Annotated in this window: 21 protein-coding genes and 3 tRNA genes; 16 read left to right on the forward strand and 8 right to left on the reverse strand. The window is 51.1% G+C overall.

The window, feature by feature from the left end:
• Nucleotides 1–5 precede the first annotated feature (5 nt).
• Both N7268_RS14865 and N7268_RS14870 read right to left on the reverse strand, forming a co-directional pair.
• Nucleotides 6–1,694, reverse strand: a complete 1,689-nt coding sequence (locus N7268_RS14865) for an ABC transporter permease (protein WP_260863482.1) — start codon at nucleotides 1,692–1,694, stop codon at nucleotides 6–8.
• Nucleotides 1,678–2,715, reverse strand: a complete 1,038-nt coding sequence (locus N7268_RS14870; RefSeq protein WP_260863483.1) for an extracellular solute-binding protein — start codon at nucleotides 2,713–2,715, stop codon at nucleotides 1,678–1,680. Before N7268_RS14870 ends, N7268_RS14865 begins: the two co-directional genes overlap by 17 nt.
• Nucleotides 2,716–3,122: 407 nt before the next feature.
• Between N7268_RS14870 and N7268_RS14875 the strand changes: the two genes are divergently transcribed.
• Both N7268_RS14875 and N7268_RS14880 read left to right on the forward strand, forming a co-directional pair.
• Nucleotides 3,123–3,476, forward strand: a complete 354-nt coding sequence (locus tag N7268_RS14875; protein ID WP_260863484.1) for a type II toxin-antitoxin system RelE/ParE family toxin — start codon at nucleotides 3,123–3,125, stop codon at nucleotides 3,474–3,476.
• 4 nt (nucleotides 3,477–3,480) lie between these two features.
• Nucleotides 3,481–3,783 carry a helix-turn-helix domain-containing protein gene (locus N7268_RS14880; protein ID WP_260863485.1) on the forward strand — a complete coding sequence of 101 codons (303 nt, stop codon included), beginning with the start codon at nucleotides 3,481–3,483 and terminating at the stop codon, nucleotides 3,781–3,783.
• Between the two features lie 150 nt (nucleotides 3,784–3,933).
• On the opposite strand, the gene N7268_RS14885 is transcribed toward N7268_RS14880, so the two are convergent.
• A tRNA-Asn gene (locus N7268_RS14885) sits at nucleotides 3,934–4,009 on the reverse strand.
• 326 nt (nucleotides 4,010–4,335) lie between these two features.
• On the opposite strand from N7268_RS14885, the gene nac reads away from it, so the two are divergent.
• Nucleotides 4,336–5,253 carry a nitrogen assimilation transcriptional regulator NAC gene (nac, locus tag N7268_RS14890; protein ID WP_198904491.1) on the forward strand — a complete coding sequence of 306 codons (918 nt, stop codon included), beginning with the start codon at nucleotides 4,336–4,338 and terminating at the stop codon, nucleotides 5,251–5,253.
• A 101-nt stretch (nucleotides 5,254–5,354) separates the two neighbouring features.
• Nucleotides 5,355–6,305 carry an HTH-type transcriptional regulator Cbl gene (gene cbl, locus N7268_RS14895; protein ID WP_260863486.1) on the forward strand — a complete coding sequence of 317 codons (951 nt, stop codon included), beginning with the start codon at nucleotides 5,355–5,357 and terminating at the stop codon, nucleotides 6,303–6,305.
• A gap of 35 nt (nucleotides 6,306–6,340) precedes the next feature.
• Here cbl and N7268_RS14900 read toward each other — a convergent pair.
• A tRNA-Asn gene (locus N7268_RS14900) sits at nucleotides 6,341–6,416 on the reverse strand.
• Between the two features lie 6 nt (nucleotides 6,417–6,422).
• Here N7268_RS14900 and N7268_RS25215 point away from each other — a divergent pair.
• From N7268_RS25215 to N7268_RS14910, 3 genes are all read left to right on the forward strand, one after another.
• Nucleotides 6,423–6,557 (forward strand): DUF5951 family protein, encoded by a 135-nt coding sequence (locus N7268_RS25215; RefSeq protein WP_409929191.1) that lies wholly within the window; start codon nucleotides 6,423–6,425, stop codon nucleotides 6,555–6,557.
• Nucleotides 6,558–6,576: 19 nt separating this feature from the next.
• Nucleotides 6,577–8,064, forward strand: a complete 1,488-nt coding sequence (locus tag N7268_RS14905; RefSeq protein WP_260863487.1) for an EmmdR/YeeO family multidrug/toxin efflux MATE transporter — start codon at nucleotides 6,577–6,579, stop codon at nucleotides 8,062–8,064.
• Nucleotides 8,065–8,163: 99 nt separating this feature from the next.
• A tRNA-Asn gene (locus tag N7268_RS14910) sits at nucleotides 8,164–8,239 on the forward strand.
• 128 nt (nucleotides 8,240–8,367) lie between these two features.
• Here N7268_RS14910 and fhuE read toward each other — a convergent pair.
• Entirely contained in the window at nucleotides 8,368–10,554 is a 2,187-nt protein-coding gene (gene fhuE, locus N7268_RS14915) for a ferric-rhodotorulic acid/ferric-coprogen receptor FhuE (RefSeq protein ID WP_260863488.1), read from the reverse strand.
• 348 nt (nucleotides 10,555–10,902) lie between these two features.
• Between fhuE and hinT the strand changes: the two genes are divergently transcribed.
• The 8 genes from hinT to N7268_RS14955 all read left to right on the forward strand — a co-directional run bounded on the left by hinT (nucleotide 10,903) and on the right by N7268_RS14955 (nucleotide 16,951).
• Entirely contained in the window at nucleotides 10,903–11,262 is a 360-nt protein-coding gene (gene hinT / locus N7268_RS14920) for a purine nucleoside phosphoramidase (protein ID WP_260863489.1), read from the forward strand.
• 2 nt (nucleotides 11,263–11,264) lie between these two features.
• Complete coding sequence (locus N7268_RS14925; protein ID WP_198904487.1) at nucleotides 11,265–11,639, forward strand: YcfL family protein; 375 nt, start codon at nucleotides 11,265–11,267, stop codon at nucleotides 11,637–11,639.
• Between the two features lie 13 nt (nucleotides 11,640–11,652).
• Nucleotides 11,653–12,294, forward strand: coding sequence for a penicillin-binding protein activator LpoB (lpoB, locus tag N7268_RS14930; RefSeq protein ID WP_260863490.1), 642 nt, complete (start codon nucleotides 11,653–11,655; stop codon nucleotides 12,292–12,294).
• Nucleotides 12,275–13,099, forward strand: coding sequence for a thiamine kinase (thiK, locus tag N7268_RS14935; RefSeq protein WP_260863491.1), 825 nt, complete (start codon nucleotides 12,275–12,277; stop codon nucleotides 13,097–13,099). Before lpoB ends, thiK begins: the two co-directional genes overlap by 20 nt.
• A 10-nt stretch (nucleotides 13,100–13,109) precedes the next feature.
• The gene (gene nagZ / locus N7268_RS14940; RefSeq protein ID WP_260863492.1) at nucleotides 13,110–14,135 is read left to right on the forward strand and encodes a beta-N-acetylhexosaminidase; all 1,026 of its coding nucleotides are present in this window, start codon (nucleotides 13,110–13,112) and stop codon (nucleotides 14,133–14,135) included.
• A gap of 21 nt (nucleotides 14,136–14,156) precedes the next feature.
• Entirely contained in the window at nucleotides 14,157–14,699 is a 543-nt protein-coding gene (gene ycfP, locus N7268_RS14945; RefSeq protein ID WP_198904483.1) for an alpha/beta hydrolase YcfP, read from the forward strand.
• Nucleotides 14,700–14,936: 237 nt separating this feature from the next.
• Complete coding sequence (ndh, locus tag N7268_RS14950) at nucleotides 14,937–16,241, forward strand: NAD(P)/FAD-dependent oxidoreductase (protein ID WP_198904482.1); 1,305 nt, start codon at nucleotides 14,937–14,939, stop codon at nucleotides 16,239–16,241.
• A gap of 170 nt (nucleotides 16,242–16,411) precedes the next feature.
• Nucleotides 16,412–16,951 (forward strand): glycine zipper 2TM domain-containing protein, encoded by a 540-nt coding sequence (locus tag N7268_RS14955; RefSeq protein WP_198904481.1) that lies wholly within the window; start codon nucleotides 16,412–16,414, stop codon nucleotides 16,949–16,951.
• 61 nt (nucleotides 16,952–17,012) lie between these two features.
• Here the strand turns inward: N7268_RS14955 and N7268_RS14960 are convergent, their stop codons facing one another.
• Both N7268_RS14960 and comR read right to left on the reverse strand, forming a co-directional pair.
• Nucleotides 17,013–19,193, reverse strand: a complete 2,181-nt coding sequence (locus N7268_RS14960; RefSeq protein ID WP_260863493.1) for a TonB-dependent siderophore receptor — start codon at nucleotides 19,191–19,193, stop codon at nucleotides 17,013–17,015.
• 249 nt (nucleotides 19,194–19,442) lie between these two features.
• A complete protein-coding gene (gene comR, locus N7268_RS14965) occupies nucleotides 19,443–20,081 on the reverse strand; it encodes a TetR family copper-responsive transcriptional repressor ComR (protein ID WP_260863494.1) in 639 nt (212 codons plus the stop codon).
• 241 nt (nucleotides 20,082–20,322) lie between these two features.
• Between comR and bhsA the strand changes: the two genes are divergently transcribed.
• On the forward strand, nucleotides 20,323–20,580 hold the full coding sequence (gene bhsA, locus N7268_RS14970; protein WP_198904478.1) for a multiple stress resistance protein BhsA: 258 nt from the start codon (nucleotides 20,323–20,325) through the stop codon (nucleotides 20,578–20,580).
• 87 nt (nucleotides 20,581–20,667) lie between these two features.
• On the opposite strand, the gene N7268_RS14975 is transcribed toward bhsA, so the two are convergent.
• Nucleotides 20,668–21,633 (reverse strand): L,D-transpeptidase family protein, encoded by a 966-nt coding sequence (locus N7268_RS14975; RefSeq protein ID WP_260863562.1) that lies wholly within the window; start codon nucleotides 21,631–21,633, stop codon nucleotides 20,668–20,670.
• Nucleotides 21,634–21,705: the final 72 nt, after the last annotated feature.

Consider the following 21,705-nt stretch of genomic DNA (forward strand, 5'->3'; position numbering starts at 1 on the left):
TTCTCTTAACCCCGGCGCGTCATTTGGTGACGCACCAATAAAATAACCGGTAGCGTGCCTGCTAAAACGATCAGTAGCGCGGCAATCGCGCCTTCTTCATAGGTTCCCCGCGCGGCTTCGGCATACAGCAATGTTGCCAGCGTTTCGAAGTTTACCGGGCGTAAAAGCAGCGTGGTTGGCAGCTCTTTCATCGCATCTGCAAAAACCAGTAATGCACTGCTGACTATCGCGGGTCGCAGGAGCGGGAAGTGAACGCGCGCAAATGTGCCAGCGCCATTCTCACCCAATAAACGGGAAGCCTGTTCAAGGGAAGGGGGGATTCGCCCTAATCCCGAATCCAGGGCACCGATGGCAATCGCCTGAAAGCGCATCGCGCAGCAAATCACCAGCAAAATACCGGCCGACATCAACGGTAATCCGCGTGTATTCAGCAAGTCGGCCAGCCAGCGATCTACCGCCATCGCAGGTGTGAGAAAACCGATGGCCAGAATAGTGCCAGGCACGGCGTAACCTAACGACGCCAGACGCATGACGCCGCGGCGAAAGCCGGGCATGGCGTTGTCTGCAGCGCTGTGACGAGCACTCCATGCCACCAGTAAACTGACGCAGACCACGACCAGCGTGGTTCCTGCGGCCAGTGTCAGCGTATTTTGTAATGCTGAAAGCAACGAGGCAGAAATCGGATTATCTTCACCCAGCCTTTTGGCGCTCTCCCACATTAAAAACAGTACCGGGGCAAGGAACCCCAAAATAACCGGCAGTGCGATGACTGCGCCGAGAAGCCATCCTCGCCAGCCGTACACGCGTGTCGGTTGAATCTCCCGCAGGTTGCGGCTGCTGAATCCTTGTTTTCTGCGGCCATAAAATTCCAGCGTCAGAATAAGGAATATAAACATCAGCATCATGCAGGCGATTTGTGCAGCGGCGGAGAGATCAGAGCGTGAAATCCATGTGGTATAGACGGTGACCGTCAACGTTTGTACGCCGAGAAACTCTGATGCGCCAATGTCGTTGAGCGTTTCCAGAAGCGCGAGACTGATACCTACGGCCAGCGCCGGACGTGCCATGGGCAGAGCCACGCGAAAAAATGTTCCGGCAGCGCTGCATCCCAGCGTACGTGCGGCTTCCAGTAAATGAGCCGGCTGACTAATAAACATGGCGCGGGTTGTCAGATAAACGTAAGGATACAGCACGAGTCCGAGCAAAATAATCGCGCCGGACAGGGAGCGTAAATCAGGCAGACGAAACTGCCGCGGGCTGTCGAAACCGAGTAAGAAACGGATGAATGTTTGCAGCGGACCAATGGGATGCAACAAATCCAGCCAGGCGAAAGCGACGATATAGGTCGGCATTGCCAGCGGCAGCAACAGCGCCCAACTGAGTATTTTTCGGCCGGGAAAATCCCATGCAGTTACTGCCCATGCGCTGCCAACGCCAATGACGCCGACCATCACGGCGACGCCCGCCAGCAAGAGTACGGTGTTTTTTAACGCGGCAGGTAATACAAAAGTGATGAGATTATCCCAATGGGATAAGTCAGCCTGCGTGGCCTGCCAGATCAGCGCAATAACAGGTGTCAGCACACCCAGTGCCACACACAGCGCGCCAAGGTGCAACGGCGTTAATAACGACTGCGGCCCGGAAACCAGGCCGCGTAATGTCGGAAACTGCAGTGATTTATTGATCGAATCCAACTTTATCTACCAGAAGACTTGCTTGTTTACGGTACTTAACGATTTCGGTTAATGGGATCTTATCGACATCGATTTCACCGATTGTGGCACTGATAACCGGGTCGAGCGTAACGCCTTTCAGTACCGGATACTCAAAGTTTGCCTTCGCATACTGCTGTTGCGCAGGTGCGGAAACCAGATATTCCATCAGCTTAACGGCATCTGCTTTATTCGGCGCATAACGGGCCACGGCAGCGCCACTGATATTGACGTGTGTACCGCCTTTCTCGAAGGTAGGTTTAACCACTTTAATCGCATCACCCCAACGACGCGCATCACTGCCTTCTTTGGCATTTTTCATATGCCCGACGTAATACGAGTTCGCCAGACCAATATCACAAATACCACCGAGAATATCACGGGCAACGTCACGGTCGCCGCCGGTCGCTTTACGTGCAAGGTTAGCTTTCACGCCGCGCAGCCATTCTTCAGTTTTGGCTTCACCGTGATGGGCAATCATGGCGGCAATCAGTGCGGTATTGTAGGGATGCTGTCCTGAGCGGATGCAAACTTTACCTTTGTACTCCGGGCTCGCGAGTTGTTCGTAATGCCAGTTATCAATCGGCATGGACTTCTCGGCATAAAGCACGCGGGCTCGCATAGAAAGTGCAAACCACTGATTATCTGCTCCGCGCAGGTTGGCCGGAATGGCCGTCTTAAGCGCTTCGGATTGCACGGGCTGGGTGACGCCAGCTTCGACTAAATCGATAAGGTTACCTGCATCAACCGTCATCAGCAGGTCGGCAGGGGAGTTTTTACCTTCCGCTTTCACACGCTCGAGCATGCCATCCTTAATATAAACCGTACTGACTTTTATGCCGCTGGTTTGAGTCCAGCTATCCAGTAAGGGCTGAATCAGGCCCGGTTCACGCGTGGTATAAAGCGTTAATGTATCCTGAGCAAAAACCGGCAGGCTGACAGAGAGGGTTAGAGCAGATGCAAGCGTGATACGGCGCAGTCCGGTGCGAGGCAGAGCATTCATCGTTTATATCCCAGAGTAATTGGAACGTACAGTAACCCGAGCAGGAGCTCGTACTTTTGGCCCGCGTACAATAAATGATAATCACTAGCACTTACAATAAATGCAAAGTTTAAACGATTTGCATTTACATAACTTTAATCAACGATGTGATATGCATGCGGCGGGTGAGGTGGGTGCTTCCTTTCCTCTCCAGACAATTCTGGTCAACCACGTGATCCATCAATTCCCGCGATTATTTTTCGATACTGCCTCTAAAAGGGTGAATGCTTTGCCCTTCATCTGTTAAATACTGGAATACGCTTTCAACTTCCCCCCAAAGACACATGCCTCTTTTATCTCAACGCGTCACACTCCTTACTATAGCTTTGCACCTATATCGTATTTAACCTATATTTAAGGGAGGTCCCGTGTGGACAATAAAAACAACGGATACGTTTGATCGCTGGTTTACCTCGCTCAATGATAGCGACCGGACTCGCGTGCTTGCTGCGCTGATGGTCCTGCGGGAAAAAGGACCTGGGTTGTCCAGACCGTACGCTGATACGCTCAGAGACTCCTGCTATAGCAACATGAAAGAGTTGCGTATTCAGAGTCGGGGCGATCCCATACGGGCGTTTTTCGCTTTTGATCCGATACGTACCGGTATTGTGCTTTGTGCCGGACTTAAGGTTGGCAATGAAAAGCGTTTTTATGATGAGATGCTCCCGCTTGCGGATCGGGAATTCACTAATTGGCTGAATACATTTGAAGAGAAGGAGTAACGCGATGGGCAGAACGCTGGAGCAGCTTATTGCGGATGAAAAACCTGACGTTGTGGCCGAAGCGCAAGTGATGGCGACGGACATCCTGCTCAATATTCATCTTGCTGAACTGCGCGAGAAGGTGCAAAAAACGCAGGTTGAAATGGCTGATGTTCTGGGTATCAAGCAGCCTACTGTTGCAGGAATGGAAAAGCCTGGCCGAGACCTGAAACTCTCTACGCTCAAACGCTATGTTGAGGCAGCGGGTGGAAAACTTCGCCTTGACGTTGAACTACCGGACGGGTCTCACTATGGATTTGTACTATGATTTCTGACGTTAACAGGTGATTCTAGCGACAGAAAGGGGAGGAGGGACTCCACAATCGAGTTGAAATGATCCTCAAATTGGGCCTCCCATTTTTCAGAAATGGGTAAAAGCAAAAAGCCTGCTCAGTTTCCTGAGCAGGCTTCTTAAATTTGGCTCCTCTGACTGGACTCGAACCAGTGACATACGGATTAACAGTCCGCCGTTCTACCGACTGAACTACAGAGGAATCGTGTGAACGAGGCGCATATTAGCGATGGGCGTTGAGGTTGTCAAAGGGGGAAATGCAATTAGGTGTTTGTTTGCTGACAAAAACAGCAAAGCGGTGAACTTTCGATCTTTTACTCTTTTTGCTCCATTCTGGTGCGCCGCTACCCGCTGTGGGGCAGGTGAAAAATAGTGGAAAGGGGAAATTAACTTTATTTATTACCGCCGAACCGTATTTGATGGGGGTTCAGCGGTGTCACCTGCATTCAGGGGAAACTGGCAAGCATCTTGCAATCCTGGTTAATACGACGTGCCAGCACGGGTTCTGGTATTCCGACAGGAGGCAAAATGAACTTCAGACGACTGAAATACTTCGTAAAAATCGTCGATATTGGTAGCCTGACCCAGGCAGCGGAAGTGTTGCACATCGCGCAACCCGCGTTGAGTCAGCAGGTTGCTACGCTGGAAGGTGAACTGAATCAACAGCTATTGATCCGCACCAAGCGGGGGGTAACGCCGACTGACGCAGGGAAAGTGCTATATACCCATGCCCGGACGATTTTACGCCAATGCGAACAGGCGCAGCTTGCGGTCAATAATGTGGGGCAGACGCTGAGCGGCCAGGTCTCGATTGGTCTTGCCCCAGGCACTGCGGCGTCATCCATCACCATGCCGTTACTCCAGTCAGTACGCGCCGAGTTACCGGATGTCCTGATCTATTTGCATGAAAACAGTGGTGCCGTGCTCAACGATAAACTGCTCAGTGGTCAACTCGACATGGCGGTACTTTACGAGCGTTCACCGGTGGCGGGCATCTCCAGTCAACCGCTCTTAAAAGAAGATCTTTTTCTGGTCGGCACGCGCGACTGTCCGGGGCAAAGTGTGGATTTAACCGCCGTAGCCCAGATGAGTCTGTTGCTTCCGCGCGATTACAGTGCGGTTCGATTACGTGTCGACGAGGCCTTTTCACTCCGCCGCTTAACAGCCAAAGTGATCGGTGAAATTGATTCTATTTCTACCTTAACGGCTGCCATTGCCAGCGGTATGGGGGTAACGGTTTTACCTGAGTCGGCAGCTCGTGCCTTATGTAAGGCCGCGAATGGCTGGATGGCGCGTATTACAACACCTTCGATGAATCTGCCATTGTCATTAAACATGTCTGCCAGAGGAAGTTTATCGCCGCAAGCACAAGCGGTGAAAGACATCCTGTTGTCGTTGGTCAGCCGTCCTGCGCTGGAAAACCGGGAACTGCAGCTGGTCAGTTAAACCTTATTCCCGGCGGGAATAAGATGCAGGTTTTTATTATTTGTTATGCCGGGCATCAGACTTTAACAATAGCGTAATGTCTGATGTACCCGGAGCCAAATGTGAATTTCCAGCAACTTAAAATAATCCGCGAGGCGGCACGTCAGGATTACAACCTGACGGAAGTCGCGAATATTCTTTATACCTCGCAGTCGGGGGTAAGCCGGCATATTCGTGAACTTGAAGATGAGCTTGGCATTGAAATATTTATCCGGCGGGGGAAGCGTCTGCTTGGTATGACTGAACCGGGCAAGGCCTTGCTGGTTATCGCTGAGCGTATTCTCAACGAGGCCGGCAATGTGCGCCGACTTGCAGATCTGTTCACCAATGACACATCCGGTGTTCTGACGATTGCCACGACGCATACCCAGGCGCGTTATAGCCTGCCCGCGGTGATTAAAGCATTTCGTGAACTCTTTCCCGAGGTTCGTCTGGAGCTCATCCAGGGAACGCCGCAAGAGATTGATGTGCTTTTGCAAAATGGTGGGGCAGACATTGGTATTGCCAGCGAGCGGTTAAGTAGCGACCCGCTGTTGGTCGCCTTTCCGTGGTTCAGATGGCATCACAGCCTCCTCGTCCCGCACGATCATCCGTTAACACAGACCCCTTTGCTGACGCTGGAATCTATTGCTCACTGGCCGCTCATTACCTATCGCCAGGGCATTACGGGGCGTTCTCGTATTGATGAGGCATTTGCGCGTAAAGGGCTGCAGCCGGGTATTGTCCTCAGCGCACAGGATTCAGATGTGATCAAAACCTATGTGGCGTTGGGGTTAGGTATTGGGATAGTCGCGGAGCAATCAAGCGGTGAGCAGGAAGAGGGCACGTTAACCCGCCTTGATACCCGGCATTTATTTGATGCGAATACGGTCTGGCTTGGCCTGAAACGCGGTCAGTTACAGCGTAATTACGTCTGGCGGTTCATTGAGCTATGTAATGCAGGTCTGTCAGTGGAAGAGATTAAGCGACAGGCGATGGAACCCGACGATGTGATGATTGACTATCAGATATAAAACAAAAAGCCCGCGATAAGCGGGCTTCTTAAATATGGCTCCTCTGACTGGACTCGAACCAGTGACATACGGATTAACAGTCCGCCGTTCTACCGACTGAACTACAGAGGAATCGTTGTGGAGGCATATCTTAGCGGCGAAAAAACTTTTGTCAAACCCCATTTTTCGTATTGGGGATTAATTGATGCTTCTCTCAACAGCTTGTTGCATTTACAGACATTTTATCTGGAAAAATCTTTGCAGCTTTTTTGATTCTCCCTCATTATTTGAAATGAGGTTTCAACTTTTCTCATTAAGGTTCACTTTGAACGTGTCCGCAGCCCTACACCGGGTCGTTTCCCGTACGCCCTGGTATGCCAAACGTAAGAGCTATAAAGTTCTTTTTTGGCGCGAAATCACCCCGCTTGCCGTGCCCATTTTTCTGGAAAATACCTGTGTCCTGCTGATGGGGGTGCTCAGTACCTTCCTGGTGAGTTGGTTAGGTAAAGAAGCCATGGCGGGTGTCGGTCTTGCCGACAGTTTCAATATGGTGATCATGGCATTTTTCGCTGCCATCGATCTGGGCACCACGGTGGTCGTTGCCTTTAGCCTTGGGAAACGAGACCGTCGCCGCGCCAGAGCGGCAGCCAGACAATCACTGGTCATCATGACGATTTTCGCAGTCGTGCTGGCGGCGGTCATTCACTATTTTGGCGAACAGATTATTGATGTCGTTGCCGGGGAGGCAACACCCGAGGTCAAAGCGCTGGCGCTGACGTACCTGGAATTGACGGTGCTCAGTTACCCGGCAGCGGCCATTGCGTTGATCGGCAGTGGGGCGCTTCGTGGTGCCGGGAATACCAAGATACCGCTGCTCATTAACGGCGGTATGAACATACTGAACATCATCATCAGTAGCATCCTTATTTACGGTATTTTTTCCTGGCAAGGGCTGGGATTCGTCGGGGCAGGGCTGGGCTTGACGATTTCCCGCTACATTGGTGCCGTCGCCATTATCTGCGTCTTGATGGTGGGGTTTAATCCGGCGCTGCGTATTCCCCTTAAAAGCTATTTTAAGCCCCTGAACCTCGCCATTATCTGGGAAGTCATGGGGATCGGTATTCCTGCCAGTATAGAATCCGTGCTGTTTAATGGCGGAAAGCTGTTAACCCAGATGTTTGTGTCTGGCATGGGGACCAGCGTGATTGCGGGCAACTTTATCGCGTTTTCTATTGCTGCTTTGATCAACCTTCCAGGTAACGCGTTGGGTTCTGCTTCCACGATCATATCCGGCAGGCGTCTGGGAAACGGCCAGATTGCTCAGGCGGAAATCCAGTTACGGCACGTATTTTGGTTGTCCACGATTGGATTAACCGCAATTGCGTGGCTGACGGCCCCCTTTGCCGGAGTGATGGCCTCCTTCTATACCCACGATCAGGACGTAAAAGAGGTCATAGTCATTCTGATTTGGCTCAACGCCGCGTTTATGCCGATATGGGCAGCATCCTGGGTTCTTCCTGCTGGGTTTAAAGGCGCACGAGATGCACGTTTTGCAATGTGGGTTTCCATGTTAGGTATGTGGGGCTGTCGTGTTGTAGCCGGTTATACCCTCGGGATCGTATTAGGATGGGGTGTCATCGGCGTCTGGATGGGGATGTTCTTCGATTGGGCAGTACGCGCGGCGCTGTTTTATTGGCGAATGGTGAGCGGTCGATGGTTATGGAAATACCCACGCCCTGAACGTGAAAAGTGTATAAAACAACCTGTTGCGCCTGAATAAGCGCCGAAATGAGGAATATTTCAGCAAACGATCGTCTTTATACATTCAGGCTTTGACAATGCGGATGGGCATCGCTAATATTCGCCTCGTTCACACGATTCCTCTGTAGTTCAGTCGGTAGAACGGCGGACTGTTAATCCGTATGTCACTGGTTCGAGTCCAGTCAGAGGAGCCATATTTAAGAAGCCTGCTCAGGAAACTGAGCGGGTTTTTTGCTTTTTAGCACCACAGGTTTCTCCTCAACGTTCAGATGCGGTCTGGTCCACCTGACGTGCAGGTGGACGTGTGTCGCTGTGGGTACTATCAGAATTGATAACTTGCTGTGAGACTGACGTTACGCGGTTCGCCATAGACGATAGAACCTTCAACGTTGGTGTCGTAGGTTTTATCAAACAGGTTATTGATATTGCCCTGAATGGTGAAGTTTTTCGTGATCTGATAACGGGTGAACAGATCCACAAGCGTATAACTCCCTTGTTCTGCACGGAAGGTGCCGTAAGGGGTAACGGTATCGCTATAAACTCGGTTCTGCCAGTTAACACCGCCGCCAACGGTGAGCTCGGGAATTGTCGGCAGGCGATAACGGGTGAACACTTTTACGCTGGTACGCGGCAGATTTGGGTTCACCGCATTCCCTTCATTGTCTTCTGCGACATAACGCGTCGCGCCGAAAGTCATCTGCCAGTTATCTGTAATCGCACCGTTAACTTCAAATTCGACCCCTTTACTGACCGTGCCATCCGTTGCTTTATAGGCCGTTTCACCATTACTGCCGGCGATCGGGACGCCGGTAGACTGGCCCAGGTTGTCCTGCTCTATACGGAACACCGCCAGAGTTGTCGTCAGACGACTATTCATCCAGTCCGACTTCAGACCCACCTCGTAGTTGTTGCCGGTAATAGGGGACAGATATTTGCCCGAGCTGTCTCGCTCATTCTGCGGCTGGAAGATAGAGGTATAACTGGCGTACGTTGACCAGTTGTCGTCGATGTCATAAACCAGACCCGCATACGGCGTGGTGTGGTTTTTCTCCATGCTGTAGGTCAGAGTATCGATGCGCCAGTTGGTATAGCGTGCGCCCAGAATTAAATGCAGGGGATCGGCCAGCGAGATGCGCGTTGCGGCATACAGTGACTTCATATGCGTGGTATCGTCCTGCGCCAGACTCTGGGGGCTCCAGAGGGTTTCAGGGAAGTTGCCATTGAAGTTATAAAAGCTGCCCAGTTCGCTCGGGAAAACGTTCGCCCATGCACTGTCATAACGGTTGTTTTGCTTACTGTAGCTGCCGCCCACCATCAGATTATGTTGACGACCAAACAGGTCATAGCCACCGTCGGCAAACAGATCGACAGCATCTACTTTGCGTTTTCCACTGTTCCAGCCGGTGCCACCGACATAATCATAACCCGGACCATAGTTAGAATACGGGCCAACCAGCATGCCGGTGTTCTTATCGACATAGGCATCGATATACATCGTTTTACTGTCGAATTTGACCTCTGAGTGGGTGGCGTTCATGGTCGCCTGCCAGGTCCCGGCAAAACGCTGTTTAAGGGTGACAAAGACTTTGTTGATGTCTTTATCATTGTAGGCCCAGTCAGGAGCCGTACTGCGCGAGCGGTCATAGCTGTTTTTGCTGCCATCGGTATTCCAGCGCGGTAAACCACCCCAGGTCGGGCTGTTCACATCAATGCGCTGATATTCATACCCTGCAGACAAAAGGGTGGTATCGCCGAGATCGGCATCAACAATTCCGGAGAAGAACATCTTTTCGCTGTTGTAGCGATCAAGCCAGGAATCGTTGTTCTGATACCCCGTCACAATGCGAGCGCGGACATTGCCCTCTGCCGTCAGTGGACTTTGTAAATCTGTCACATAGCGCTGTTTGTTCCAGCTGCCATATTCTGCCGAAACATTTCCCGTAAACTCACGACTTGTCGCATGTTTTCGAATCATATTAATGGAAGCGGAAGGGTTGCCAGTGCCGGTCATTAAACCGTTCGCGCCACGAACGACTTCCACACGTTCAAACAGAGCCATATCGGACAGCGCATCGCCGAGATTCCAACGTGACTCAAAGTAGGTTGGAATGCCATCAACCATGTAATTATCAATCTGGAAACCGCGGGAGAAATAACTGCTGCGATCCGAATCCGCCTGGCTTTTGCTGATCCCTAACGTGTTATCCATTACATCGCCCAGCGTTTGTAGCTGCTGATCTTCCATGCGCTGCAGGCTGACAATGCTGACGGATTGCGGGATATCACGCTGCGTCATCTGCATTTTTGTGCCCGCAGTGGTTGATTTGACGCTGTAATCCTGCGCTTCGCTGGATGTAGCAGAGGCAGAACCTTCAACGATCACGGTTTCCTCTGTAGGCGCAGCAACGCTCGTAGAGGGGAGCAACGCTATGGCAATGCAGGCGGCGAGCAAAGAGGGGGCTACAGTAAATTGGGGCGAGTTATCCCTGTCGAATGTTGGAAAAGACATCTGAAGGTCCTTGATTATTATTAATATTGGGTTCGAATGACACGTGTCTGAGGTGAACCCTTTAGGTGTTAACTATTTAAATTGCATGTAAATACAAATGCGAAATATACGCATTTACATTCAATGTGTAAACAGATGCAACAGCCATAAATGAAATAATGTTTCAGTACTATTGCTGGGCTATCGCGTTGGGAAATGGTTATAAGAACAGCACTGGAAGCGTTTTTGGCTTAAATAATCGAGGGTTAAAGTTGAAAGAGCGTGAGTAACTCGCTCATACTCTATACTCGCAGAGTGACCCGGCGTAGCATGCACAACGCAAGGCTCTTAATGAAAAAGGAAAATGTCGTGGCAGAAGAAACTATATTCAGCAAAATTATTCGTCGTGAAATTCCCTCTGATATCGTGTACCAGGACGAACTGGTCACCGCGTTTCGTGATATTTCTCCGCAGGCACCTACGCATATCCTGATCATTCCTAACGTCCTGATCCCTACCGTTAACGATGTTACGGCCGAACACGAACAGGCGCTGGGCAGAATGGTCACGGTTGCCGCGAAAATAGCTGAACAGGAAGGCATTGCCGAAGACGGTTACCGTTTGATCATGAATACGAATCGCCACGGGGGCCAGGAGGTGTATCACATTCATATGCATCTGCTGGGAGGCCGTGCGTTGGGTCCAATGCTTGCGCATAAAGGCCTTTGATCATGACGAGAGGATGCATTGCACTGTCGTTGAGCTTGCTGCTACTGGCTGGCTGTCGTTCACATCCCGAAATTCCGGTCAGTGACGAACAGACCCTGGTGATGGAATCAACGATACTGGCTGCGGGGATATCAGCAGAACAACCCGTATTAACCACGTCTGATATTCAGGCCTCGGCATCCTCGCGACTCTATAACGAAAGACAAGAACCTGTCACCGTTCACTACCGGTTTTACTGGTATGACGCCAGAGGGTTGGAGATGCACCCTCTGGAAGCGCCACGCAGCATCACTATTCCGGCACGTTCGGCGGTGACGCTGTACGGCAGCGCCAATTTTCTGGGGGCGCACAAAGTTAGACTTTATCTTTATTTGTAAGGGGTGAATCTTGATGATCAAAATGAATCGCTACGCATTGATTGCCGCGCTGGCGATGTTCCTCTCTGGTTGTGTGGCGCAACGTGAGCCTGCACCGGTTGAGGAAGTCAAGCCGGTGCCGGAGCAACCCGCGCAGCCGCAACAGCCCGTACCGGTTGTCCCTACGGTGCCTACCATTCCGCAGCAACCGGGTCCGATTGAACATGAAGATCAAACGGCACAACCGACCCCACGGCAACGTCATTATGACTGGAACGGTGCCATGCAGCCGATGGTCGGGAAAATGCTTCAGGCCGAGGGTGTCAAAGCCGGTGGGGTTCTGCTGGTTGATAGCGTGAATAACCGTACCAATGGCTCTTTGAATGCAGGCGAGGCAACGGAAACACTGCGTAATGCGCTGGCGAATAATGGGAAATTTACCCTGGTTTCTGCACAGCAATTGTCACTGGCCAAGCAACAGTTAGGTCTGTCACCAAACGACAGTCTGGGTACGCGCAGTAAAGCGATTGGTATTGCCCGTAACGTTGGCGCACAGTATGTGCTCTATTCCAGCGCATCCGGTAACGTCAATTCGCCTTCACTGCAAATGCAATTAATGCTGGTACAAACTGGCGAGATAATCTGGTCAGGTAAAGGTGCGGTTCAGCAACAATAACAGAATGACGCGCGACGAGGTGTTGTCGCGCTATTTTCCGCAGTATCACCCCGTCGTGGCCAACCAAAGCGGCTTGAGCGGCGGGAGCTGTATCATCGAACACCATTCCCACCGCGTCGTGCTTCGTTGTCATCATGATCCCTACGCCCCCGAGGCGCATTTTTTACGCCACTATCATGCGTTGAAAAGCCTGCCGGAAAGCCTGGCGCCCAGACCGCATTTTTATACGCGAGGGTGGATGGCAGTGGGCTATTTTCACGGTAAGGTAGAATCCAGATTACCGGAAGCCGACGAACTCGCAGGCTTACTGTATCATCTTCATCAACAACCCTGTTTTGGCTGGCGGGTTAGCATGTTGCCGTTACTCGAACAGTACTGGCAGTCCAGCGATCCTGCGCGTCGAACGTTGCGTTGGTTACGTGTGCTCAAGCAGTTAAGAAAACGGCGGGAGCCTCGCCCATTGCGCCTGGTACCATTGCATATGGATGTCCACGGCGACAATATCGTGCATACGGCGTCAGGGCTGCGGTTGATCGACTGGGAGTATGCCGGGGATGGCGATATTGCGCTGGAACTGGCGGCAGTGTGGGTCGCCGATGAGTCTCAGCATCGACAACTGGTTAACGCCTATGCGCAGAAGGCGCATATTGAACCTGAAACCCTGTGGCGACAGGTCTGCCAATGGCAACCCTGGGTGATGATGTTGAAAGCGGGCTGGTTCGAGTATCGCTGGCAACAAACCGGCGAGAGACAATTTATCAGGCTGGCCGATGAAACCTGGCGGCAGCTTACAATGAAAGGATAAGGAGAGCAGTGTGGGTCCAGTAATGTTGGATGTTGAAGGGTATGAGCTGGACGCGGAAGAGCGCGAGATTCTGGCACATCCGCTGGTGGGTGGGTTGATCCTCTTTACCCGAAATTACCACGACCCGGAACAGTTGCGTGAACTGGTTCGTCAGATTCGCGCGGCGTCACGTAATCACCTGGTGGTGGCGGTGGATCAGGAAGGGGGACGTGTTCAGCGTTTTCGCGAGGGCTTTACTCGCCTGCCTGCGGCACAATCCTTTGCCGCGTTACACGGCCTGGAAGTGGGCGGAAAACTGGCTGAGGATGCAGGATGGCTCATGGCCAGTGAAATGATCGCCATGGATATCGACATCAGTTTTGCGCCGGTACTGGATGTGGGGCATATCAGCGCTGCGATTGGTGAGCGTTCTTATCATGCCGATCCCGCGAAAGCGCTGGCAATGGCGAGCCGTTTTATTGACGGCATGCATGCTGCAGGCATGAAAACCACCGGTAAACATTTCCCCGGCCATGGCGCGGTGACGGCGGATTCACACAAAGAAACGCCGACCGATCCGCGACCGGAAGCCGAGATTCGCGCTAAAGATATGTCGGTGTTCAAGTCACTGATTACGGAAAATAAACTTGATGCGATTATGCCAGCACACGTCATTTATAGTGAGGTGGACCCGCGTCCGGCGAGTGGCTCTCCTCACTGGCTGAAAACGGTGCTACGTCAGGAGCTTGGCTTCGAAGGCGTCATTTTCTCTGACGATCTGTCGATGGAAGGTGCGGCGATCATGGGAAGTTACGCGGAACGTGGACAAGCATCGCTCGATGCAGGTTGCGATATGATCCTGGTCTGCAATAATCGTAAGGGAGCTGTCAGTGTGTTAGATAATCTGTCGCCGATCAATGCGGAACGTGTTACACGTTTGTATCATAAAGGTTCATTTTCGCGTCAGGAACTGATGGACTCGGCACGCTGGAAAACGATCAGCGCCCAGCTCAACCAGCTTCATGAGCGTTGGCAGGAAGAGAAAGCAGGTCATTAACGCAAGTTTGGTGAGGATGCGATGATTATCTATTTACACGGTTTTGACTCTAACAGCCCGGGCAACCACGAGAAAGTATTGCAGCTGCAATTCATCGACCCGGATGTCAGGCTGATTAGCTACAGTACACGGCATCCTAAACATGATATGCAGCATCTGCTGAAAGAAGTAGATAAAATGTTGCAACTTAATGTGGACGACAGGCCGTTGATTTGCGGCGTGGGGCTGGGTGGCTACTGGGCTGAACGGATTGGTTTCCTGTGTGATATTCGCCAGGTGGTGTTTAATCCTAACCTGTTCCCGTACGAGAACATGGAAGGGAAAATCGACAGGCCCGAAGAGTATGCGGACATCGCCACAAAATGCGTGACCAACTTCCGTGAAAAGAATCGCGACCGCTGCCTGGTTATCCTGTCACGCCATGATGAAGCGCTGAACAGTCAGCGATCGTCAGAAGAGCTGCACCATTTCTATGAAATAGTATGGGATGAAGAACAAACGCATAAGTTCAAGAATATCTCCACGCATTTGCAGCGCATCAAAGCCTTCAAGACGTTAGGTTAGTCATTCATTAAATGTTAATTAAACCAGCCTTCGGGCTGGTTTTTTTGTCCTTTACATTTGGGTTGTCTATCTTTTCAGCATTAAAACTTGATGCACATCAATTTTGGTATGACCAATGCACCGTTCGTGTTATTCTCACTCTCGAAGAACATTTTCATTACCGTAACTTGTTGTTAATTAAAGGCTATGTCAATAACTTTTAATTAACAATTGGTTAATAAATTTGAGGGGGTCACGTTGACTACACCATTGAAAAGGATCGTGATTGTCGGCGGCGGTGCTGGCGGACTGGAAATGGCGACGCAGCTGGGTAAAAAACTGGGTCGTAAGAAAAAGGCAAAAATCACGCTGGTAGATAGAAACCATAGCCATCTGTGGAAACCTTTATTGCACGAAGTGGCGACTGGGTCACTGGATGAAGGTGTAGATGCGCTGAGCTATCTGGCACATGCCCGAAATCATGGCTTCCAGTTTCAGCTGGGCTCGGTGATGGATATCGACCGTGAAGCCAAGACTATCACCATTGCTGAGTTACGCGATGAGAAAGGCGAACTTCTGGTGCCTGAGCGTAAAGTGCCGTATGACACACTGGTGATGGCATTGGGCAGTACGTCCAACGACTTCAACACGCCGGGCGTAAAAGAAAACTGCATTTTCCTCGATAACCCGCACCAGGCGCGTCGTTTCCACCAGGAAATGCTGAACCTGTTTTTAAAATACTCCGCGAGCCTGGGCGCGAACGGAAAAGTGAATATTGCTATTGTGGGCGGCGGGGCGACGGGTGTAGAACTCTCTGCTGAACTGCACAATGCGGTAAAACAGCTGCACAGCTATGGGTACAAAGGGCTGACCAACGAAGCGCTAAACGTGACGCTGGTGGAAGCCGGTGAACGTATTCTGCCTGCGTTGCCGCCGCGTATTTCCAGCGCCGCGCATAATGAACTGACCAAACTGGGTGTCCGTGTACTGACTCAGACGATGGTGACCAGCGCTGATGAAGGCGGTCTGCACACTAAAGACGGTGAATACATTAAAGCCGATCTGATGGTGTGGGCAGCGGGTATCAAAGCGCCAGACTTTATGAAAGAGATTGGTGGTCTGGAAACAAACCGCATCAACCAGCTGGTGGTGGAGCCTACGCTGCAAACCACGCGCGATCCTGACGTTTACGCGATTGGTGACTGTGCTTCCTGTGCTCGTCCGGAAGGTGGCTTTGTTCCACCACGTGCTCAGGCTGCACATCAGATGGCATCCTGCGCGTTGAACAACATTCTAGCGCAGATGAATGGTAAAGCCCTGAAAGCGTATCAGTATAAAGACCACGGCTCTTTGGTTTCGCTTTCTAACTTCTCTACCGTCGGTAGCCTGATGGGGAACCTGACGCGCGGTTCGATGATGGTGGAAGGGCGTATTGCTCGCTTTGTGTACATCTCGTTGTACCGTATGCACCAGATTGCGCTGCACGGTTACTTTAAAACCGGGCTGATGATGTTGGTCGGCAGTATTAACCGTGTGATCCGCCCACGCCTGAAACTGCATTAATCATAGACGTATCTTGCCGGATAACACTGTGTTTATCCGGCACCTTCTTCAGAGTTCTCTGAATCATGCTGTTTTGCAGCACCCTCACGCTATTTTCATCCCCATTCCGATTGGCATTCCTCACATCTTGTTGCAAAGTTGTTGCTAATAGCAAAAAAGGAGGAAGTCCCGTGAATAAATCAATGTTGGCGGGTATAGGGATTGGCGTAGCTGCTGCGCTGGGTGTTGCAGCGGTGGCCAGTCTGAACGTTTTTGAGCGTGGCCCACAGTATGCACAAGTGGTTTCTGCAACCCCGATTAAAGAGTCAGTAAAAACACCGCGCCAGGAGTGCCGGAACGTGACGGTTACGCACCGTAAGCCGGTACAAGATGAAAACCGTATCGCGGGTTCCGTGCTGGGTGCGGTAGCGGGTGGTGTCATCGGTCATCAGTTCGGTGGCGGGCGTGGTAAAGATATTGCGACCGTAGCGGGTGCGTTAGGTGGGGGATATGCCGGCAACCAGATCCAGGGGTCAATGCAGGAAAACGATACCTACACCACAACGCAGCAGCGCTGTAAAACGGTGTACGACAAGTCTGAGAAAATGCTTGGCTACGACGTAACATACAAAATTGGCGATCAGCAGGGCAAAATCCGAATGGATAAAGATCCCGGGTCGCAAATTCCACTGGATAACAACGGCCAGTTGGTTCTGAATAACAAAGCATAAAATAGCTTTACGCTGTACATCAATTAGCCCCCCATTCGCTCAGGCTGGGGGGCTTTTTTTATCAGAAGGTTAGGGCGTAGTTCAGACCAAATGTACGTCCACGGCCTTTGTATTCATACAAGGATGGGCTACCGTACGTTGGGCTATAGAGCAGCGGCGCACGTTGTCCCCAGAGGGTGGTATATTCTTCGTTCAGCAGGTTTTCAACGCTAAAGGTCAGTTTACCCAGAGGGAGCTGATAGCTGCCGATAAAGTCCATGGTGTTATATCCGTCCAGCTTGTTGCCGCTGGCGTCGCTCAGATCAAATGTTTGCTGGCTCTGCACACGCAATGACCAGGGTTCAGGTGCCCAGCCGACCCACGCTGTTGCTTTTGACGGAGAGGCCAGAGTGACATCCCATTTCTGCCATTTCCCGTTCTGTTTCACTTCTGATTTTATAATATTGAAGTTACTCCCCACGCTCCAGTCAGTGTCCGCAATGAAATAATCCACTGCGCCTTCAAGACCATAAATCCGGCGGTCGTCAGGTTGAACGTTAATGGTCATATCGCTACGGTTAACGACGATAGATTTATCGGACGTGGAGTAATAGGCGGCCAACTGTGTGCGCAGGCTATCGCCCGTGTAACGCCATCCCAGTTCGAAAGAGTTAACTTTAATGCCTTCCAGGCGTGAATCCGCTACGTTGACGCTGCGCAGGAGTTGATAATGATCGCCAACCAGCGAGTAGGTTCCGTTACCATAGTATTTCCCCGGGTCAGGAAGCTCCACGCCCTGGGAGAAGTTAAACCATGTCTGCTGACGGTCGGTCAGATGGGCGAGGATACCGGCGTTAAACAGGACGTTATCGTAATCGGTTTTACCACCCGGAATAGCATCGGCGGAATTTGCCAGACCGGTTGCGATGCCTTGCTGTTGCGTATAGCCGATAAAGTCATCAACCCTGTTTTCAGTCCACTGGTATCGCACACCAGCGCTCAGCGTAAAGATGTCATTAATGTCATAACTGTTTTGCAGGAAAGGCGCGAAGTTGGTGATGCTGTAACCCGGGTAGCGTCCGGTGGTATAGGCCGTGCGGTTATCCATCCCGCCAGAGGGCAGGGACCAGGCAAGATCAAAGAATTTCTGATTGGAATCGAAAGTTTCGTGATCGGCATCGATACCCCACGTCAGCTCCCAGTTATCCATCAACTGGCTATTGAGGGTAATTTTGGCGCCAAACTGGTCGGTATCCTGTTGCGATGCGGAGAAACTGGTCACCTTACCTTTGCTTAACGTTGGGAAGGGGTAGAATTTTAACGATTCGTCACGGTAATAGATCTGGCTAACCAGATTCTGACCAAAGAAATTGGCATCTGAATATTGCAGGCTAATCAGATGACGCTCTGTACCGGGAATACGATCAGAATTCAGACCGCTGCTGGTCCAGGCTTTCCCGGCTCCCGTTACCGCAGACATATTCTCGCCCAGGTCCAGTCCATAATCGTCATCGCCCTGGCTCTTATAGTACTGTGTGACCAGTTGCAGCTGGCGATTGTCATCCAGTTCAATCGTCCCTGTGCCCATGATATCCAGGCGGTCGGAATGCTGCAGACCGGTTTGAGTATTATCCAGCAGTAAGGCGTCGTTGTTGCCGTCATACCAGCCGCCAAACCGTTGATAAGCCACGGACATGCGCCCGGAAGCGCGGTCAGTCCCGCCACTGACCGCGGCGGCAACGCGTTCGTCATGGTCGTTACTGTTGTTGAACCCGCTTTTACTGCCCAGTTCAAGCTCAACTTCACGCTCAGGCTGGCCTTTTTTGGTAACGATATTGATCAACCCACCGGTACTACCGCCGCCATAAAGCGATGTCGCACCCGAAATAACTTCGATGTGAGCAATATTAAAAGGGTCAATGGAATCAAGCTGGCGACTGTCGGTGCGGGAAGAGTTCAGACGGACACCGTCAATCAGCACAACGATGGCGCGACCGCGCATGTTCATGCCGTAGTTTGTCCGTCCCTGGCTACTGACATCGATGCCGGGGATCAACTGAGCGAGGACATCCTTAAACTCTTTACCGCCCTGTACTTGCTGCTCAATCTCACTTCCTTCGATAACCCAGGTCGTTTGCGCCATTTCCGCAACGGTCCGCTGGCTACGGTTGGCACTGACGATGAGATCTTCTTCCTCAGCCGCCATTGCCGGTAGGGTTAAAGACAATAAGAGAGGATTGAGCACCCAAAGACGCTTATTCATTGGTATTCCTTTTCAAAAAAGTCGGTCTGTTTTTGTTATCGCGGTCTGGAAACCGAAGGTTACATTGTGAAACGGATGTTAAAACAAATGCGAATATTGCTGATAATAATTGGCATTATCAATGCTTTTTACAAAAACAATGCCTTAAATCCATGAAAGTAATGAGAAATGTAGGGGTAATGGTGTGTGAAATTCACCGGGGGCGTCATCAACTCCCGGTGATATCATCAAAGTGTGCGGAGGGGGAAATCAGGAATCTTTAAGCAGTTCTGGCCACAGCCGTAAGGTTGTACGGGTTATCTGCATCAGTTTTTCGAACGATGCGCCTTCGCGGGCGCTAATCGACATCCCTTGTAATATACAGTTCAGGAATTCAGCCAGCTTTTGTGCATCACAGTGCGCTGGAATTTCGCCATGTTCCTGCCGTTGGTGAAGAAACTGAGCAAGCGTCTGCTCTTGCATGGCGTGCCGGGATTTAACTGTATGCGCAATTTCGCGGGAGGAGGCGGCAAGCGTCGCGGAGGTGTTAATCATAAAACATCCTGCCGGGGTGTCCTCGCTGGTGAAACAGGTTGCGATTGCCGTGAAATAGTCCTCCAGTGCGGATTCAAGACTTTTCTCTTCACAAAACAACTGCGCTTCGTGTTTTGCCGCGAATCGGCTGATGTAGCGGTCCAGCACGGCGCGAAATAATCCTTCTTTATTGGTAAATTCCGCATAGAGCGTGGGGGCTTTAGCTCCGGTTGCTTCCACAAGGTCGGAAAGCGATGTCGCTTCGTACCCGTGCTGCCAGAAGAGTGTCATGGCCTTATCAAGCGCGGCTTCCCTGTCGAACACTTTCGGTCGGCCACGGCTTTTTTTTGCACAACCTGTCGTTTCAGTTGTCATGATGCCGTTGTACCTGGTTGGGTTTATTGAACAACCATTATAAAAATATTTACCCTCACTCTCCAGCGGATTCACGATAAAAATAATTGGTTGCTATTGATATGAAAAATAAGGCCTTTGCATTTTATATAACGATCATTATAAAAAATGTTGACGTGTGACGCAGATCACATCTATGATTTACCTATCGATCGTTAAGTTAATGCTTGCGACATACATTCATCTGCCAAAGGTTACCATTATGAAAAACGTAAAAACGCTCCTTCTTGCTACCGTCCTGAGCTCTCTTTCATTCGCCAGCTTTGCAGCTGTTGAAGTTCAGGCAACACCTGCAGGCCAACAGAAAGTCGGTATTATTTCTGCTAATGCTGGGACCAACTTAGGTTCTCTGGAAGATCAACTGGCGCAGAAAGCTGATGAGATGGGTGCGAAATCATTCCGCATTACTTCCGTTACCGGTCCTAACACCCTTCACGGAACGGCTGTTATCTACAAATAAGTTTTAACCCATCGCAATGCCACTGCGAGTTAAATAAAAAGCCCCGCTGAATAACAACATTCAGCGGGGCTTTTTTATCGGTTAAATTTACAGTGTTTGCTGAGTGACGTCCTGATGACGAGTCACGTCTACGGGCATTCCAGAGCGCAGTTCCATTGCGTGTTCCATTACCTCGGTATCCGTTTGCGCTGCATTTTTGAAGTTCTGCATTGACGCGTTCAGCACGATTGGCAGCAGCTGCGGGTCATCATTAATTTTTTCTGATAGTGGCTGGTGAACTTCAACCAGACGCACACCGTCAGGTTCCACAGATGCTTTGATCGGGGTGTTGATAATATTGACTTTGGTTCCTGGCGTGACCTGACGGAACAAGGTTTCAATATCACCATCACGCAGGCGAATACAGCCTGAACTGACACGCATACCAATGCCAAAATCGGCGTTGGTACCGTGCAACAAATAGACGCCGCCGTAAGCTGCCAGGCGAATAGCGTGATGGCCCATCGGGTTATCCGGTCCGGCAGGCACAACGGCAGGGAGGTCTATACCCTGTGCTTTATAACGAGCACGGATGTTCGCGGTTGGCGTCCAGGTAGGATTGGCGCGTTTGTCTGAAATGGTGGTCACCATGGTCGGTGTCAGGGTGTCACCACCTAACTGGCCGATCCCAATGGGATAGACGGTCACCGAATTTTTACCCGGATGGTAGTAATAAAGACGCAATTCGGCGAGGTTAATCACAATCCCTTCGCGCGGCGCGTCTGGTAGCAGCGTTTGTAGCGGAATCGTCAACACGCTACCCGCGCGCGGTACGAAAGGATCGACGCCGGGATTAGCCTGAAGCAGCGCCAAAAATCCCACGTTGTATTTTTTCGCAATCGCTTCCAGTGAGCCCCCGTTGTTTTCGACAACGTGAACCGTGTTTTTACCCACGACCTTGCTTCCGGGAGGAGGCAACGGCCAGGTATTTGCCTGCGCAGGAAGTGCCAGCGCCAGGGTCGCGGCAAGCGTAAAAAACGAGAGCCAGCGAGAGAGTCGCGTATTTGTCATTATCACCACAAATCAAAAGGTTATTATAAAAACTAATCAATTGGGCATTATGAAGGGTTGATGTGTTTTGAAGTG

Source organism: Citrobacter sp. Marseille-Q6884, from assembly GCF_945906775.1.
Classification (GTDB): domain Bacteria; phylum Pseudomonadota; class Gammaproteobacteria; order Enterobacterales; family Enterobacteriaceae; genus Citrobacter.